13 protein-coding genes are annotated in these 14,859 nt (G+C 71.4%); 10 read left to right on the forward strand and 3 right to left on the reverse strand.

From position 1 onward, the window contains the following. The first annotated feature begins 50 nt into the window (after positions 1-50). The 8 genes from ACQVFL_RS07115 (at position 51) to ACQVFL_RS07150 (ending at position 9,029) form a co-directional block, all read left to right on the forward strand. Complete coding sequence (locus ACQVFL_RS07115) at positions 51-1,115, forward strand: hypothetical protein (RefSeq protein WP_431728988.1); 1,065 nt, start codon at positions 51-53, stop codon at positions 1,113-1,115. A gap of 295 nt (positions 1,116-1,410) precedes the next feature. Further along, positions 1,411-2,271: a 30S ribosomal protein S2 gene (rpsB, locus tag ACQVFL_RS07120; protein ID WP_396691710.1), complete on the forward strand. Its 861-nt coding sequence runs from the start codon at positions 1,411-1,413 to the stop codon at positions 2,269-2,271. A 135-nt stretch (positions 2,272-2,406) separates the two neighbouring features. Continuing rightward, the gene (tsf, locus tag ACQVFL_RS07125; protein WP_396691709.1) at positions 2,407-3,234 is read left to right on the forward strand and encodes a translation elongation factor Ts; all 828 of its coding nucleotides are present in this window, start codon (positions 2,407-2,409) and stop codon (positions 3,232-3,234) included. A gap of 150 nt (positions 3,235-3,384) precedes the next feature. Further along, positions 3,385-4,152, forward strand: a complete 768-nt coding sequence (gene pyrH / locus ACQVFL_RS07130) for a UMP kinase (protein ID WP_396691708.1) — start codon at positions 3,385-3,387, stop codon at positions 4,150-4,152. An 84-nt stretch (positions 4,153-4,236) separates the two neighbouring features. Beyond that, positions 4,237-4,794 carry a ribosome recycling factor gene (gene frr / locus ACQVFL_RS07135; protein ID WP_131057263.1) on the forward strand — a complete coding sequence of 186 codons (558 nt, stop codon included), beginning with the start codon at positions 4,237-4,239 and terminating at the stop codon, positions 4,792-4,794. Between the two features lie 296 nt (positions 4,795-5,090). Then, entirely contained in the window at positions 5,091-6,470 is a 1,380-nt protein-coding gene (locus ACQVFL_RS07140; RefSeq protein ID WP_396691707.1) for a phosphatidate cytidylyltransferase, read from the forward strand. Between the two features lie 104 nt (positions 6,471-6,574). After that, positions 6,575-7,726, forward strand: a complete 1,152-nt coding sequence (gene rlmN / locus ACQVFL_RS07145) for a 23S rRNA (adenine(2503)-C(2))-methyltransferase RlmN (protein ID WP_431728989.1) — start codon at positions 6,575-6,577, stop codon at positions 7,724-7,726. A gap of 31 nt (positions 7,727-7,757) precedes the next feature. Next, a complete protein-coding gene (locus tag ACQVFL_RS07150; protein WP_431728990.1) occupies positions 7,758-9,029 on the forward strand; it encodes a DivIVA domain-containing protein in 1,272 nt (423 codons plus the stop codon). Between the two features lie 74 nt (positions 9,030-9,103). Here the strand turns inward: ACQVFL_RS07150 and ACQVFL_RS07155 are convergent, their stop codons facing one another. Next, positions 9,104-9,325, reverse strand: coding sequence for a DUF2631 domain-containing protein (locus tag ACQVFL_RS07155; protein ID WP_350693698.1), 222 nt, complete (start codon positions 9,323-9,325; stop codon positions 9,104-9,106). 229 nt (positions 9,326-9,554) lie between these two features. On the opposite strand from ACQVFL_RS07155, the gene ACQVFL_RS07160 reads away from it, so the two are divergent. Together ACQVFL_RS07160 and ACQVFL_RS07165 are read left to right on the forward strand one after the other, a co-directional pair. Continuing rightward, a complete protein-coding gene (locus ACQVFL_RS07160; RefSeq protein ID WP_396691704.1) occupies positions 9,555-11,132 on the forward strand; it encodes a Rieske 2Fe-2S domain-containing protein in 1,578 nt (525 codons plus the stop codon). Positions 11,133-11,254: 122 nt separating this feature from the next. After that, a complete protein-coding gene (locus tag ACQVFL_RS07165; RefSeq protein WP_396691703.1) occupies positions 11,255-12,229 on the forward strand; it encodes a pyridoxamine 5'-phosphate oxidase family protein in 975 nt (324 codons plus the stop codon). A 62-nt stretch (positions 12,230-12,291) separates the two neighbouring features. Here ACQVFL_RS07165 and ACQVFL_RS07170 read toward each other — a convergent pair whose 3' ends face one another. Beyond that, positions 12,292-13,887: a phytoene desaturase family protein gene (locus ACQVFL_RS07170; RefSeq protein WP_431728991.1), complete on the reverse strand. Its 1,596-nt coding sequence runs from the start codon at positions 13,885-13,887 to the stop codon at positions 12,292-12,294. 43 nt (positions 13,888-13,930) lie between these two features. Continuing rightward, a complete protein-coding gene (locus ACQVFL_RS07175; protein ID WP_431728992.1) occupies positions 13,931-14,785 on the reverse strand; it encodes a YhjD/YihY/BrkB family envelope integrity protein in 855 nt (284 codons plus the stop codon). Positions 14,786-14,859 lie beyond the last annotated feature (74 nt).

Genomic DNA, 14,859 nt, shown 5'->3' on the forward strand with positions numbered 1-14,859 from the left:
GGCGCGGGACGGGAATGGCGTACACCCGGTCGGTCGCATACGGTGCCGACGTGGACGGACGACGCAGCTTTGCCGACGACCAGGAGTCGCGCTGGTACCCGGGTGAACGCGACCGCGGCTACGGCGACCCGGATTGGCGCGGTACCTCGGAGTCGCGGTACCGCGACGACGATCCCCTGACCGCTCCCGAGCAGCGGGCGGACGACGACGACCGGTACGGCTCACCGCGCCGCTTCGGCACCCCTGACCCGCTCGGCGACGCCCCGGCCGAGACCGAGCGTTACCGGGCGTCACGCTTCCGGCGGCCGGACGCCGCCGTCGACCCGGAGATCTCCGGTGAACTGCCGTCCGACCGTCCCGGTCGCCGGGCCGCCCGGGAGGCGACGCCGACCTCCGGCGGAGCGTTGCCGGTGACCGACCCGACCCGGCCGGCACCGCTGGGCGGGTACCCGATCGTGGAGGCCAAGCGGTCGGCGGAGGCGGCGAACCCGTTGGAGATGCCGACCGGGCCGATGCCGCCGGTGGCGGCCCGGACGGACCTGCCGAACACCGAGCACCCCTACCCGATCGGCGGTGCCGCCGAGTCGCTGGCCGACCCGGCCGCCGCACACCAGACCGTCGGTACGGGCACCAACTCGCCGCCTGGCGGCACGGGCACCGGCTTCCCCGCCGGTGGTGCGGGGTCCGCGTACCCCGCCGGTGGTGCGGGGTCCGGTTTCCCGGGCGGCGGTGCGGAGTCCGCGTACCCGGTCGACTCCGCCACCGCCGGCTACCAGGCGCTGGCGACGCAGCCGGGGCTGCCGGCCGGTGACGGTGTCTACCGTTCGCGTCGTCCGGTGCTCGCGGTGCTGTTCGCCGTGCTGGTGGCGGTCTTCGAGGTGCCCGCCCTGCTGGTGCTGCTGCACGGCGTCACCGCCGATCCGGTCTCCGCCGCCGACGTGCTGACCGGCATGGTGCTGATGATCGGCCTGCCGATCTTCGCGGCCGGCCTCTACGGGCTGCGGACCACCGGCTTCTCGCTGAGCGACGGGGCGCGGGGCTGGCTGCGTCCGCCCACCGCCTACCTGACCGTCGGCCTGGCGCTCTTCCTCACCGCCGCGCTGGCCGCCGCCTGACGGGTGCGGGGAGGGGTGTAAGGACGGGTGTAAGGAGGGGGCCCGTCCTATACCGGAGGCGTTAGCAGGGGGCCCTTCCTTGCACCCGGGCGTGGCGGGGTGGGAAGGGCGCGTACACTGAGCGACTGGCGACCGCCTCGCGCGGTCGACCTCGCGTGCCCTCTCCACGAATCGTCGTGGGGCGACGGCCTCCCTGGTCCCGACCGTGTCGGGCCCGTCATGGCCGGCGACCGGGCGCCAGGATGCCCGACCGCCGGTCGGGCGGAACAACCAGGGACCGCAAGGAGTGCGAACCATGGCCGTCGTGACCATGCGTCAGCTGCTGGAGAGTGGTGTTCACTTCGGGCACCAGACCCGGCGCTGGAACCCGAAGATGAAGCGCTTCATCTTCACCGAGCGTAACGGCATCTACATCATCGACCTGCGTCAGACCCTCGACTACATCGAGAAGGCGTACGAGTTCGTGCGCAACACGGTGGCCGAGGGCGGCAGCATCCTCTTCGTCGGCACCAAGAAGCAGGCCCAGGAGGCGATCTCCGAGCAGGCGACGCGGGTCGGCCAGCCGTACGTGAACCACCGCTGGCTCGGCGGCATGCTGACCAACTTCCAGACGGTGTACAAGCGGCTGCAGCGGATGAAGGAGCTGGAGGCCCTCGGTGACCTCAGCGGCACCGCCGCCGGCTACACCAAGAAGGAGACCCTGCAGCTCTCCCGCGAGAAGATCAAGCTGACCCGCACCCTGGGTGGTCTCCGGGACATGCAGAAGCTCCCGGCCGCGGTCTGGGTGGTCGACACCAAGAAGGAGCACATCGCCGTCGACGAGGCCCGCAAGCTGGGCATCCCGGTGATCGCCGTGCTCGACACCAACTGCGACCCGGACGAGGTCGACTTCCCGATCCCGGGCAACGACGACGCGATCCGCTCGGCCGAGCTGCTGACCAAGGTCGTCGCCGCCGCCGTCGCCGACGGTCTGATCGCCCGCTCCGGTCGTCGCCGGGGCGGCGACGAGAAGCCGGAGGCCGGCGTGGCCACCGACGAGCCGTTGGCCGAGTGGGAGCGTGAGCTGCTCGAGGAGCCGAAGAAGGCCGACGAGCCGCAGGCGGCTGCCGAGCCGCAGCAGCCCGCCGAGCAGCCGGCCGCCGTCGCCGGTCAGTGACCGCACCGCCGCCGGCCACCGTCCGTCCCTGACGGCGGTGGCCGGCGGCGGGCAGACCGGGCACGAACCTCTCGGAACCGGGTAATCGTCACCTCAGTCCATTTCACCCGCAGTCCCAACACCGAAGAGAGAGCCATGTCCCAGATCACCGCGGCGGACGTCAAGAAGCTCCGCGACCTGACCGGCGCCGGCATGATGGACAGCAAGAAGGCCCTGACCGAGGCCGAGGGCGACTTCGACAAGGCCGTCGAGATCCTGCGCGTCAAGGGCGCCAAGGACGTCGGCAAGCGGGCCGGTCGGACGGCCGCGAACGGCCTCATCGCCCACTCCGGTCAGGCCCTGCTGGAGCTGAACTGCGAGACCGACTTCGTCGCCAAGAACGACGCCTTCATCGCGCTCGCCCAGCAGTTGGTCGAGCACGGTGAGCGTTCCGGCGCGAGCAACGCCGAGGAACTGCTGGCCAGCGAGATCGACGGCCGCTCGGTCGCCGACCTGGTCCAGGAGCAGTCCGCCAAGATCGGCGAGAAGCTGGTGCTGAACCGCTTCGCCAAGCTGGACGGCACGGTCGCGGTCTACCTGCACCGCAAGGCCCAGGACCTGCCTCCGGCGGTGGGCGTGCTGGTGCAGTACGCCGGCAAGGCCGACGAGGCCGGCGACGCCGACGCCCGTGGCGCCGCCATGCAGATCGCCGCGATGCGCCCGCAGTACCTCACCCGGGACGAGGTGCCGGCCGAGGTCGTCGAGTCCGAGCGGCGCATCGCCGAGCAGACCGCCCGCGAGGAGAACAAGCCCGAGGCCGCGCTGCCGAAGATCGTCGAGGGGCGGGTCAACTCCTTCTTCAAGGACTTCGTGCTGCTGGAGCAGTCGTCGGTCACCGACAACAAGAAGACGGTGAAGCAGGTGCTGGCCGAGGCCGGCATCGAGATCACCCGCTTCGTGCGGTTCGAGGTCGGCCAGTCCTGACCTCCGGCCGGGCGTACGCGCCCGGGCTGGGCAACGACACGACGAGGAGGCCGCCGGTGTACGCGAGACACACCGCGGTCTCCTCTTCCCATAAGGTCGGCAACGGCAGATGTGCGCACCCGGGCGCGGCAGTGGGGGAAGGACGGGCGGATGACGCAGGTTGTGAGTGACCCGACGCTGGCGGTGGAAGACCCGACGGCACCGCCGCCCGGTCGGGCCCGCCGGGTGGTGCTGAAGCTCTCCGGCGAGGTTTTCGGCGGCGGCGAGATCGGGGTGGACCCGGACGTGGTCCAGGCCATCGCCCGGCAGATCGCCACCGTGGTCCGCCGCGGTGTGCAGGTCTCGGTGGTGGTCGGTGGCGGCAACTTCTTCCGCGGCGCGGAGTTGCAGAAGCGCGGCATGGACCGCGCTCGGGCCGACTACATGGGCATGCTCGGCACCGTGATGAACTGCCTCGCGTTGCAGGACTTCCTGGAGAAGGAGGGCATCGAGACCCGCGTGCAGAGCGCGATCACGATGGCGCAGGTGGCCGAGCCGTACATTCCGCTGCGGGCGATCCGGCACCTGGAGAAGGGCCGCGTGGTCATCTTCGGCGCCGGAGCGGGCATGCCGTACTTCTCCACCGACACGACCGCCGCGCAGCGTGCGCTGGAGATCCACGCGGACGTGGTGCTGATGAGCAAGAACGGGGTGGACGGCGTCTACAGCGCCGACCCCCGGATCGATCCGACCGCCAGCAAGTTCGACGCGATCACCTTCTCCGAGGTGCTGCGCCGCAACCTGCGGGTCGCCGACGCGGCTGCCTTCAGCCTCTGCATGGAGAACGGACTACCGATGCTGGTCTTCGGCGCGCAGGGCGACGACACCATCGTCCGCGCGGTGGGCGGGGACAAGATCGGCACGCTGATCACCACCTGACCCGACCGTCGACGGTGACCTCGGCGGTCCGTCCCGGTGACCCGACAAGCCCACGACGAGCACAAGAAGGAGGCGAGGAGAGCGGTGATCGACGACACCCTCCTCGAGGCCGAGGAGAAGATGGAGCGTGCGGTCGAGCACGCCAAGGAGGAGTTCGGTGCCATCCGCACCGGTCGCGCCACTCCGGCCATGTTCTCCAAGATCATCATCGACTACTACGGCAGCCCCACGCCGCTGACCCAGATGGCGTCCGTGGGCGTTCCCGAGCCACGCATGGCCATCATCAAGCCGTACGACAACTCGCAGATCAACGCCATGGAGAAGGCGATCCGCGACTCGGACCTCGGGGTGAACCCGAACAACGAGGGCAACCAGCTTCGCATCCTGCTCCCGCAGATGACCGAGGAGCGCCGCCGCGACATGATCAAGGTCGCCCGGAACAAGGGCGAGGAGGCGAAGATCGCCATCCGCAACATCCGTCGCAAGGGCAAGGAAGAGCTGGACCGGCTCGTCAAGGACGGCGAGGTCGGCGAGGACGACGGCCGTCGCGCGGAGAAGGAGCTGGACGACGTGACCCAGCGCTACGTGGCACACGTCGACGAGTTGGTCAAGCACAAGGAAGCCGAGCTGCTGGAGGTCTGATCCGCAGCCGCCTCCGGCTCGTACGCCCGGCCTCGTCGATCGTGGGGTCGTCGCCATCCGGCCCTCCGACCGGTACGACAAGCTCATGATCGACGAGGCGGCCGGTGGGTACTGGTGCGTCCTGCGGAGCCTCCCGGTGCAGTAGGCTCGGCACGATTCCCGGCGACCCGGGGGTGAACGGTGGAGATCAACCGGCTTACCGGCCGGCGAATCAGACGGAGCGCCTCGCGCGGGTAGGGGATGGTAGTGGCTGTGCGTCAAGTGGTGGATCTCGTACCGCTGTCGTCCGGTGCGTGATGTCCCACCTCGACCCCTACGGTGGCGCCGAGGCCCGCGGCTGGGACAGCCCCGATCGGCCGACCTCGTTGCCCTGGCCCGATCCGGATCTCGAACCCGGCCCCTGGTCGCGCGGCCCGCGCCCCGGAGCTGAACTCTCCGCCGAGCCGCGCACCCGCCCGCGCCCGCCGGCCGACAACCCGTACGCCCGGCCCGTCGAGGACCGGGGCCCGGCCGGGACCGGGTTCGCCGGCCGACCCGAGCCGTACGACGACCGTGACGTCCCCGGCCGGTACGACGAGTCGGCCGACCCGTACGACGACCCGGACCACGCGCGTGACGGTTCCCCTCGCCGGGCCGACGGGAACGGACGCCGCGACCTGGAGCACGAGGACGCGCCGACGACCCAGCTCGCACCGGTACGCCTCGGCGACGGTCCGGCGCACGACGACGCGCCGACCACGCAGCTCGCCCCGGTGCCGGCCGACGAGGCACCGGAACCCGACGCGGACCCGGCGCAGGCCCGACGCCACCGGGGGCGGCGGCGAGCCGGCGCCGGCCGTCCGGCGAGCCAGCAGACGCCGAGCCGCGCCGGCCGGAACCTGCCGGCCGCGATCACCGTCGGGGTCTGCCTCGGCGCCGCCGTCCTGTTGCCGCTGTTCCTCTACACCCCGGCGTTCCTGCTGCTGATCGCGGCGGCCTACGGCGTGGGCATCTGGGAGATGTCCCGGGCGGTACGCCGGGGCGGCGCCCGGGTCCCGCTGGTCCCGATGATCGCCGGTGGCGTGCTCACCGTCACCCTGGCCTGGTTCGCCGGCCTGGACGCGCTCCTGCTCGGCCTGCTGGTCACGCTCGCCGGCACCCTGGTCTGGCGGCTCGGTGACGGCGTCGGCGGTCTCCGGCGGGACATGACCGCGGCCACCCTGATCGCGGTGTACGTGCCGTTCCTCGGCGGCTTCGCCGCGCTGCTGGCCTCCTCGCCCGGGGACGGCCCGCTGCGGGTGCTGGTGACCCTGGTCGCCGTGGTGCTCTCCGACACCGGCGGGTATGCCGCCGGCGCCAACTTCGGCAAGCACCCGATGGCACCCACGATCAGCCCGAAGAAGTCCTGGGAGGGCCTGGTCGGCTCGCTGGGTGCCGCGGCCCTGGGCAGCGCCGTGCTGCTCTGGCTGCTGTTCGACGTGGCTCCCTGGTGGGGTGCGGTGTTCGGGATGGCGATCTCGGTGGCGGCTGTCGTCGGTGACCTCGCCGAGTCCATGATCAAGCGGGATCTGGGCGTGAAGGACATGAGCAACCTGCTGCCCGGGCACGGTGGTCTGATGGACCGGCTCGACTCGGTCCTGTTCGCGGTGCCGACCGCGTACCTGCTGCTCGTGGTCTTCGTGCCGGCGGTGAACTGAGGCATGGACCAGGCCGGCGTGCCCGGGTCGCGCAGGGGGTCGCAGCGGATGCGCTGCCTCCGGACGGGTGCGTTCCTCGGCGGGCGTGCCAGACTGGACGGGCCATGACGAGTCTGCCCCTGATCCCGGTCGACCCGGACGCGCCCGGCGCGCGCCGGGCGGCGATGCCCCCGACACACCTCGCCGACCTCGACCTGACCGGTCGCAAGGAGTTGGTGACGGAGCTGGGTGAGCCGGCGTTCCGCGCTCGCCAGATCTCCACCCACTACTTCGGTCGCCTGGTGCGTGACCCGGCACTGATGACCGACCTGCCGGCGGCGTCCCGTGACCGGCTGGCCGACCGGCTGCTGCCCCGGCTGCTCGACCCGGTGCGCGAGATGGCCTGCGACGACGGGGCGACCCGAAAGGCGCTCTGGCGGCTGCACGACGGCTCGCTGGTGGAGAGCGTGCTGATGGGCTACCCGGACCGGGTCACCGTCTGCATCTCCAGCCAGGCCGGGTGCGGTATGGCCTGCCCGTTCTGTGCCACCGGCCAGGCCGGGCTGACCCGCAACCTGTCCACCGCCGAGATCGTCGACCAGGCGGTGTACCTGGCCGGGGTGGCGGCCTCCGGCGTGGTCGCCGGGTCACCGCCGAGGCTCTCGCACGTGGTGTTCATGGGCATGGGGGAGCCGCTGGCGAACTACAACCGGGTGATCGCGGCGATCCGTCGACTGGTCGCGCCGGCTCCCGAGGGTCTCGGCCTGTCGCAGCGTCACATCACCGTCTCCACGGTCGGCCTGGTGCCGGCCATCAACCGGCTGGCCAGCGAAGACCTGTCGGTGACCCTTGCGTTGTCGCTGCATGCGCCCGATGATGAGCTTCGCGACGAACTCGTGCCGGTCAACCAGCGCTGGAAGGTGTCCGAGGTGCTGGCGGCGGCCTGGGCCTACGCGGCCCGGACAGGGCGTCGTGTGTCGATCGAATACGCGATGATCAAGGACGTGAACGACCAGCCGTGGCGAGCGGACCTGCTCGGGCGGTTGCTGGCCGGCAAGCTGGCCCACGTGAACCTGATTCCGCTCAACCCGACTCCGGGCAGCCGCTGGGACGCCAGCCCGAAGCCGGTCGAGCGGGAGTTCGTCCGGCGGTTGCGCGACGCCGGGGTGTCCACCACGGTGCGGGACACCCGAGGTCGCGAGATCGACGGGGCGTGTGGGCAGTTGGCTGCCGCTGAGGACAGGGGCACCGACCCGGCCGGGGAGATGTCAGCGTGACCGGGCGTGGCGAACGAGACCAGGAGACATAGTGGCGAGTCAGGGTCAGCGTTTCCGGCGTAAGGCGCTCCGCCGGGGCTACAAGGTTGACGAGGTGGACGCTTTCCTGGACCGGGTCGAGGCGACTCTCGCGGGTCAGCCCGTCGGTGCCCCGGTGGTCTCGCAGGAGGTCCACGACGTCGTCTTCCGGGTCCGCTTCAACGGCTACGACGAGTGGCAGGTCGACCTGCACCTCGACCGGGTCGAGCGGCAGCTGGCCGAGTTGGAGGAGCGCGGCGGCACGGGTGGCGTCCGGGGCAGCGACTCCGGGATGGGCCCGTCGGATCGGATGAGCCCGTCGGATCGCATGGGGCCGTCGGATCGCATGGGGCCGCCCGACCGGATGGGCCCGCCCGACCGGATGGGCCCGCCGGATCGGATGGGGCCGCCCGACCGGATGGGCCCGCCGATGCGTGACGAACGGAGCATGGCGCCGGTGCCGCAGCCGCCGATGCCGCCCCGGTCGATGCCGGCGCAGGCCGGCCCCTACGGTCGCTACGACGAACCGACCGGCGCCTTCGCCGGCGGGTACGACTCGCCGCGTGGCGGGTACGACGGACCGCGCGGTGGCGGTCCGACAGGGCCCGGTGGCCCGATGGGCCCGCCCGGTGGTCAGATGGGTCACGGCGGCCCGCCGTCGCGTGGCCTGCCCGCCGGTCCCGGTGGCTACGGCCCGCCGGAGGGGCGCGGCGGCTACGGTCCGCCGGACGGCCCGGGTGGGTACGGCTCGCCGGACTACGGTCCGCCGGACGGTCCGGGCGGATACGGTCCGCCGGAGGGCCGGGGTGGCTACGGCCCGCCGGACCAGCAGCGGTTCGACGGCTTCGAGGCGGGACGCCACGGCCGGACCGACATGACCGCGGAGATCCGGATGCCGGACCGGGAGCCGCGTCGTGGCCCGCAGGGTGGCCCGCCCGGGCTTCCTCAGCAGGCGATCGGCGGCCCGTCGATGGGTGTGCCGTCGCTGGGTGGCCCGCCGGCCATGGCCGGTCCGCCGATGGCCGGACCGCCCGGCAGCGACCTCTACCGGGTGGACGAGATCCGGCGCAGCTTCCAGGTGCGTCGTTTCGGCAGCGGGTACGACCCGGACCAGGTGGACCGCTTCTTCGACACCCTGCTCGGTGGCATGGCCGGCCGGAACCCGATGCCGGTCAACCCGAAGGACCTGGACACGCTCCGGTTCGGGCTGGTGCAGGGCGGCTACTTCGAGGCCGAGGTCGACGCCGCGCTGAAGAACGTGCAGGACATCCTCTTCGGCCGCTGAGGCCCCCCGACACGACGAGGGCCCGTCCCCCGAAAGGGGCGGGCCCTCGTCGTACGTCGTGTCGACCGGACGCCTCAGGAACGCAGGCCGTTGCGCCGCAGCACCGCGTCGCCGATCACGATCAGCAGCAGGAGCGCGGCGACCCCGACCAGCCACAGGTCCTCGACCCTGCCCTCGTGGTTGCCGCAGAGCATGGCCAGCATCGCGAACGCGGTGAGGACCGCGCCGATCCGCCCGGCCTTGCGGTGCCCGGGCTTGTGCTGGTCTGGCGACGTTACCGGCTCGCTTCCCGCCACTGTCGGTCCTTCCTCGCGTTCGGATCTCCGGTTAGTCTGGCACGCCACCCGGGAGGGGACCTGCGGTGGGGCGGATACGCGGAGCCGGACGCCTGCTGTGCCGACCTCGGGACCTTCGGCCCGGCCGGGTGGGGCGGGCGACTATGGCGGCGTCGCGGGGCGGAGACCAGACTGCCTCCGGTAGCGTTCTGACGTACACCTTGATTGTCGTTTTTGAGGGGGAACTGCGGTGCGAGTGACCGGTACCGGCCACGCCAGCATGCGGATCGACACGGCTGCGGGCAGCATCCTGTGCGACCCGTGGGTCAACCCGGCCTACTTCGCCTCCTGGTTCCCGTTCCCGGACAACTCGTTGCTCGACTGGGAGACCCTCGGCGACGTCGACTACCTGTACGTCTCGCACCTGCACCGGGACCACTTCGACGCGGCCCACCTCAAGCGGTACGTGTCGAAGAAGGCCACCGTGCTGCTGCCGGAGTTCCCCACCTCGGAGATGGAGGACGAGTTCCGGGCGCTGGGCTTCACGAAGTTCCTGAAGACCCGTAACGAGGAGGTGTACGAGCTGGACGGTGGCCTGAAAATCATGATCCAGGCGCTGACCAGCCCGACCGACGGCCCGATCGGTGACTCCTCGCTCTGGGTGGAGTACGACGGCGTCCGGCTGCTCAACCAGAACGACGCCCGCCCCACCGACCTGAGCACCTTCGCCGAGCTGGGGCACGTGCACGCACACCTGCTCCAGTTCTCCGGCGCGATCTGGTACCCGATGGTGTACGAGCTGCCGCAGTCGGCGAAGACCGCGTTCGGCAAGCAGAAGCGGGACCGGCAGTTCGACCGCACCTGGCGCTACATCGACGACCTCAAGGCCGACCACGTCTTCCCGATCGCCGGCCCGCCGTGCTTCCTCGACGACGAGCTGTGGCAGTTCAACGACATCTTCGGTGACGAGGGCAACATCTTCCCCGACCAGTCGGTCTTCCTGAGCGAGTACGCCAAGGTGGGCGGCACCAACGGCATCGTGCTGCTGCCCGGCAGCGTCTCCGAGGTGACCACCGAGGGTGCGACCACCACCCACCCGGTGCCGGTCGAGGAGTTCTTCGCCGGCAAGGTCGCGCACCTGGAGGAGATGCGCGAGCGCAAGCGGCCGGTGATCGAGGCGGAGAAGGCATCCTGGCGGCACCCCGAGGTGGACGTGCTCAAGGAGATGAAGCGCCGGATTGAGCCGCTGCTGGACGAGTCGATCTATCTCGCCAAGGGTGTCGGCGGCCCGGTCCGCTTCGACCTGGTGGGCTACGACGGCGAGAGCATCGAGTCGATCGTGGTCGACTTCCCCGGCAAGCAGGTCCGGCCGTACGCGGACGAGAAGGTGCGCTACCGGTTCCGCACCGAGCGGGCGCTGGTCGAGCACCTGCTGCACATCGGTGAGGTGGACTGGGTCAACTCGCTCTTCCTCTCCTGTCGTTTCTCGGCCGCCCGGATCGGCCAGTACAACGAGTTCGTGTACGCCTTCTTCAAGTGCCTCTCCACCGAGCGCCTCCAGTACGCCGAGGGCTGGTACGACGAGCACGAGCGGGCGGTGGACGCCGAGGACATCACCCTGGGTGACTGGGTGGTGCAGCGGCGCTGCCCGCACCTGAAGGCCGACCTGAGCCGGTTCGGCATCGTCGAGGGCGACCAGCTCACCTGCCAACTGCACGGCTGGCGTTTCGACCTGCCGAGTGGCCGTTGCCTGACGAGCGTCGGGCACAAGGTCCGCGCCCACCGGGTCGGCGAGGAGACCCCGGAGAGCGTCCAGCCCGCAAGCTGACCGATGTAAGGAAGGGTCCCCTGCTATACACGGGGCGTTAGCAGGGGACCCTTCCTTACACACCTCAGACCGGCGGCCGGGCGGCGTAACTGCCGAATTGCGACGATGACTACGATTCCGGGATGCAACCGTCCTCCGGCGTCATCGTGCCCGAATCCGCGCTCGGCTCAACGATCTCCGCGTACCGCACCTGTGAGCTGGCGACGCTCGCCAAGGACGGGACACCGGTCGCCTGGCCGACGTCCGGGCTGCTCCGTCCGGACGGCACCATCCTGCTCACCACCTCGTTGGGCTATCCGCAGAAGGCGTTCAACGTGCGCCGCGACGGCCGGGTGGCGCTGCTCTTCTCCGACCCGACGGCCAGTGGGCTGACCGAACCCGAGCAGATCCTGGTACGCGGCACCGCGCACTGCCCGGACGAGGTGCACACCGAGCCGACCGGGGATCTGGCCGAATTCTGGACCCGGATGTTCCAGCGTCAGCCGAACTGCCGCAAGTACCTCGACTGGCCGGCGACCATGTTCACCGACTTCTACTTCATGCGGCTGCTGATCACCGTCACCCCGACCGAGGTGACCACCCGCCCGCTGCCGAGCACCGAAGCCGGTCGTCCGCTGTCGAGCACTCACGTCGGCGAGGCGTCGGCCGAGGACGGGGACGGGGACGGGGCGCTGATCGGGGCCGAGGTGCTGGCGGCGTACCCGAGTGTGGTGCTGGCGGCCCGCGACGCTGCCGGCGCACCGCTGCTGGTGCGTACCACCGCGACCGCCGGGGCCGACGGCTACCGGGTGGTGGTGCCGGACGGGGTGGACCCGGTCGAGGGCACCGCGTCCCTGCTGGTCCATCGGCACGACGCACAGTTGTGGAACCTGCACAACGCCAACGTGCGCGGTGAACTGGTCCGCGGCGCCGACGGCTGGACGCTGCGACCCCGGAGACTGATCGAGCCCGCCGCCCGGCACAGGGCCCGGATGACGGATTCGCTGCGCACGGTGCGTACCACCCGGGCCGCGACCCGTCGTTACCTGGAGCGGCGAGGCTGGCAACGGCCCAGCGTCCCGTGGGCGGCGTACCGCGCGCTGCGCCCGACGGACTGAGCCTGAGTGTGAGGAAGGGCCCCCTGCTATACACCAGGCGTTAGTAGGGTGCCCTTCCTTGCTCAGCGGCCCAGGTCGGCGAGGATGCGCTGAGCGGCGTTGTGGCCGGCGGCCCCGATCACGCTGCCCGCAGGGTGACAGCCTGCACTTCCCGCGTACACCCCGTCGACACCGGTCGCGTACGGCATCCGGTCGGTGAACGAGACGGTGTTGTCGACGTGGTGGATGTGCCCGCCGGTGATGCCGAAGTGCGCCTCGATGCCGGGCGGCGGCAGCGGCACCGCGTCGGCGATCAGGTCCCCGGTGCCGGGGGCGTACCGTTCGCAGATCTCCACCAGCCGTGCCACGTACCCGGGCAGCGCCGCGTCCCAGGTGGTGTCGGCCAGGTCGTACGGCACGGACTGCACGAACAGCGCCGACGAGTGGTGCCCGTCGGGGTCGGCCAGGGACGGGTCGACGGTGGTGTGCAGATACCACTCGATGGTCGGCTCCTGCGGCAGCCGCCCGGCCTGCACGTCGGCCCACATTGCGCGCAGCGCCGCCATCGGCGACTCGCCCCCGCCACCGGCCAGCGACGCCGATCCGGGCAACAGGTGGATGGTGGACCCGAACGGACTGGGCGCGTCCGGCGGCAGGCAGGAGAAGCGGGGCAGATCGCGCAGCGCCAGGTTGAGCTTGAGCGTGGTGCCGGTGCGTCGGACCGCCGTCATCCGCTCGCCGAGGGCGACCGGCAACGCGCCGTCGGGCAGCAGCGCCATCAGCCGGTACGGGTCGCAGGCGCCCAACACCACCTCGGCGTCGACCTGCCGCCCGTCGGCCAGGACGACACCGGAGGCGGCACCGCCGTCGAGCGTGATCGCGGTGACCGGGGTGCCGGTGACGATTCGGGCGCCGGAGGCCCGTGCCGCGTCGGCGAAGGTCCGCGAGACGGTGCCCATCCCACCTTCGGCGATCATCCAGGTGCCGTCCGAGCCGGGCAGCCGACACATGTTGTGCACCAGGAAGTTGTGCCCGGTGCCCGGGTCGTCCGGTCCGGCGTTGAGCCCGGACAGGCCGTCGGTGACCGCGTACATGCTGACCAGCAGCTCGGACTGGAACTCGAAGCGGGCCAGGTAGTCGGCGACCGAGCCGCGTACCAGGTCGACGAAGACCTGGCGCAGTTCCGGCCGGACGTAGCGGTCGGCGGTGTCCTCGGCGGGCAGCGGCTCAGCCAGCCAGGCCGGGGCGAGGTCGGCGCGCAGGGCGGCGAGCTCCGCCTGCAACGCGTCGTCGGCGGCCACGTCGGCGGGGGAGAAGAACTCGGCGAGCTGGGCCCGGGTGGCGGCGGCGTCGGTGCCGAAGAGGAGGTACGGCGACCCGACGCCGCCCGGGGTGGGCAGGAAGTAGTGCGGGTCCCGGCGGCGCACCGGGATGCGGACGTCGAGCGCGGCCAGCAACTCCGGCGGCATCAGCCCGAGCAGGTAGGACCCGGTGGAGTGGCGCAGCCCGGGCACCTTGGGGAAGGGGTTCTCGGTGCGGGTGGCGCCGCCGATCACCTCGGCGGCCTCCAACACCAGCACGTCCAGACCGGCCCGGGACAGCAGGATGGCGGAGACCAACCCGTTGTGTCCGGAACCGACGACCACCACGTCCGCGCGACCCGGAACCTCATCCCTCATCCCCGCACCCTAACCCGTCCGTACCTGGTCCGGGCCGAGCCGATCATGCTGCCGGCGACACCTCGGTGCGGGTGGCGCGGCGGGTACGCCAGTCGGCCAGCGCCAGGGTGGCGGAGTAGCCGGCCAGCACGATCACGTGGAAGAGATAGAGCCAGAGCAACACGGCCACGGCGGCACCGACCTCGACCAGGCCGCCGAAGGGCACGCCCAGGTCGAGCGGGAGCGATGCGAACAGCACGAACCCGTGCAGGAAGCCGGAGAGGTTGGCGGCGGTGAACGACCCGACCGCCAGCGTGGAGAGCCAGTCCGGCGAGGCCGGACCGACCACCCGGAAGACCCACAGCAGCACCGGGGTGAGCACCAGCCAGACCGCCAGGAAGGACAGCACCACGCCGAGCGCCCCCGCCCAGCCGCCCCGCCGCACCAACTCGGTGGTGGTCGGCAGCGCCAGCAGGATCGCCAGCAGCAGGGCCGGAGCCGGGGCGAGCAGCGGCAGCAGCAACAGCCGGCCCCGCCAGCCGACCAGGTGCTCGTCGGTGCGGGGTGCGGCGACCGAGACGAACGCCCGGCGCAGCCCCTCGCCGTAGAGCGATGCGGGCAGCAGCGCGGCCAGCGCCAGCCACGGTGTGAGACCCACTCCGGCGTCGACCAGGGCGGCCACCGCGTGGGGTGCGCCGATGGCGTCCGGCAGGGTCTCCACGGCGTACGAGGTGAGCCGGCGTACCCGGTCGCCTCCGGCGAGCAGCGCGGTGAGCCAGATCGCCAGCAGCGCCACCGGCACCACCGCGATACCCCCGTAGAAGGTGATCGCGGCGGCATGCAGGGACAGGTCCCGTCCGCGTACCGGGCGGAAGGCGGCCCGGGTGATCCGTCTGGTTCGTCGCCACGCACCGCCCATCCCGCTTCTCTTCCCCCTTGCGACCTCGCCCACGCCAGGTGTCACCGGCAGCACACCCAACGCGTACCGGCCTG

The sequence above is a fragment of the Verrucosispora sp. TAA-831 genome (assembly GCF_050780145.1).
GTDB lineage: Bacteria > Actinomycetota > Actinomycetes > Mycobacteriales > Micromonosporaceae > Micromonospora.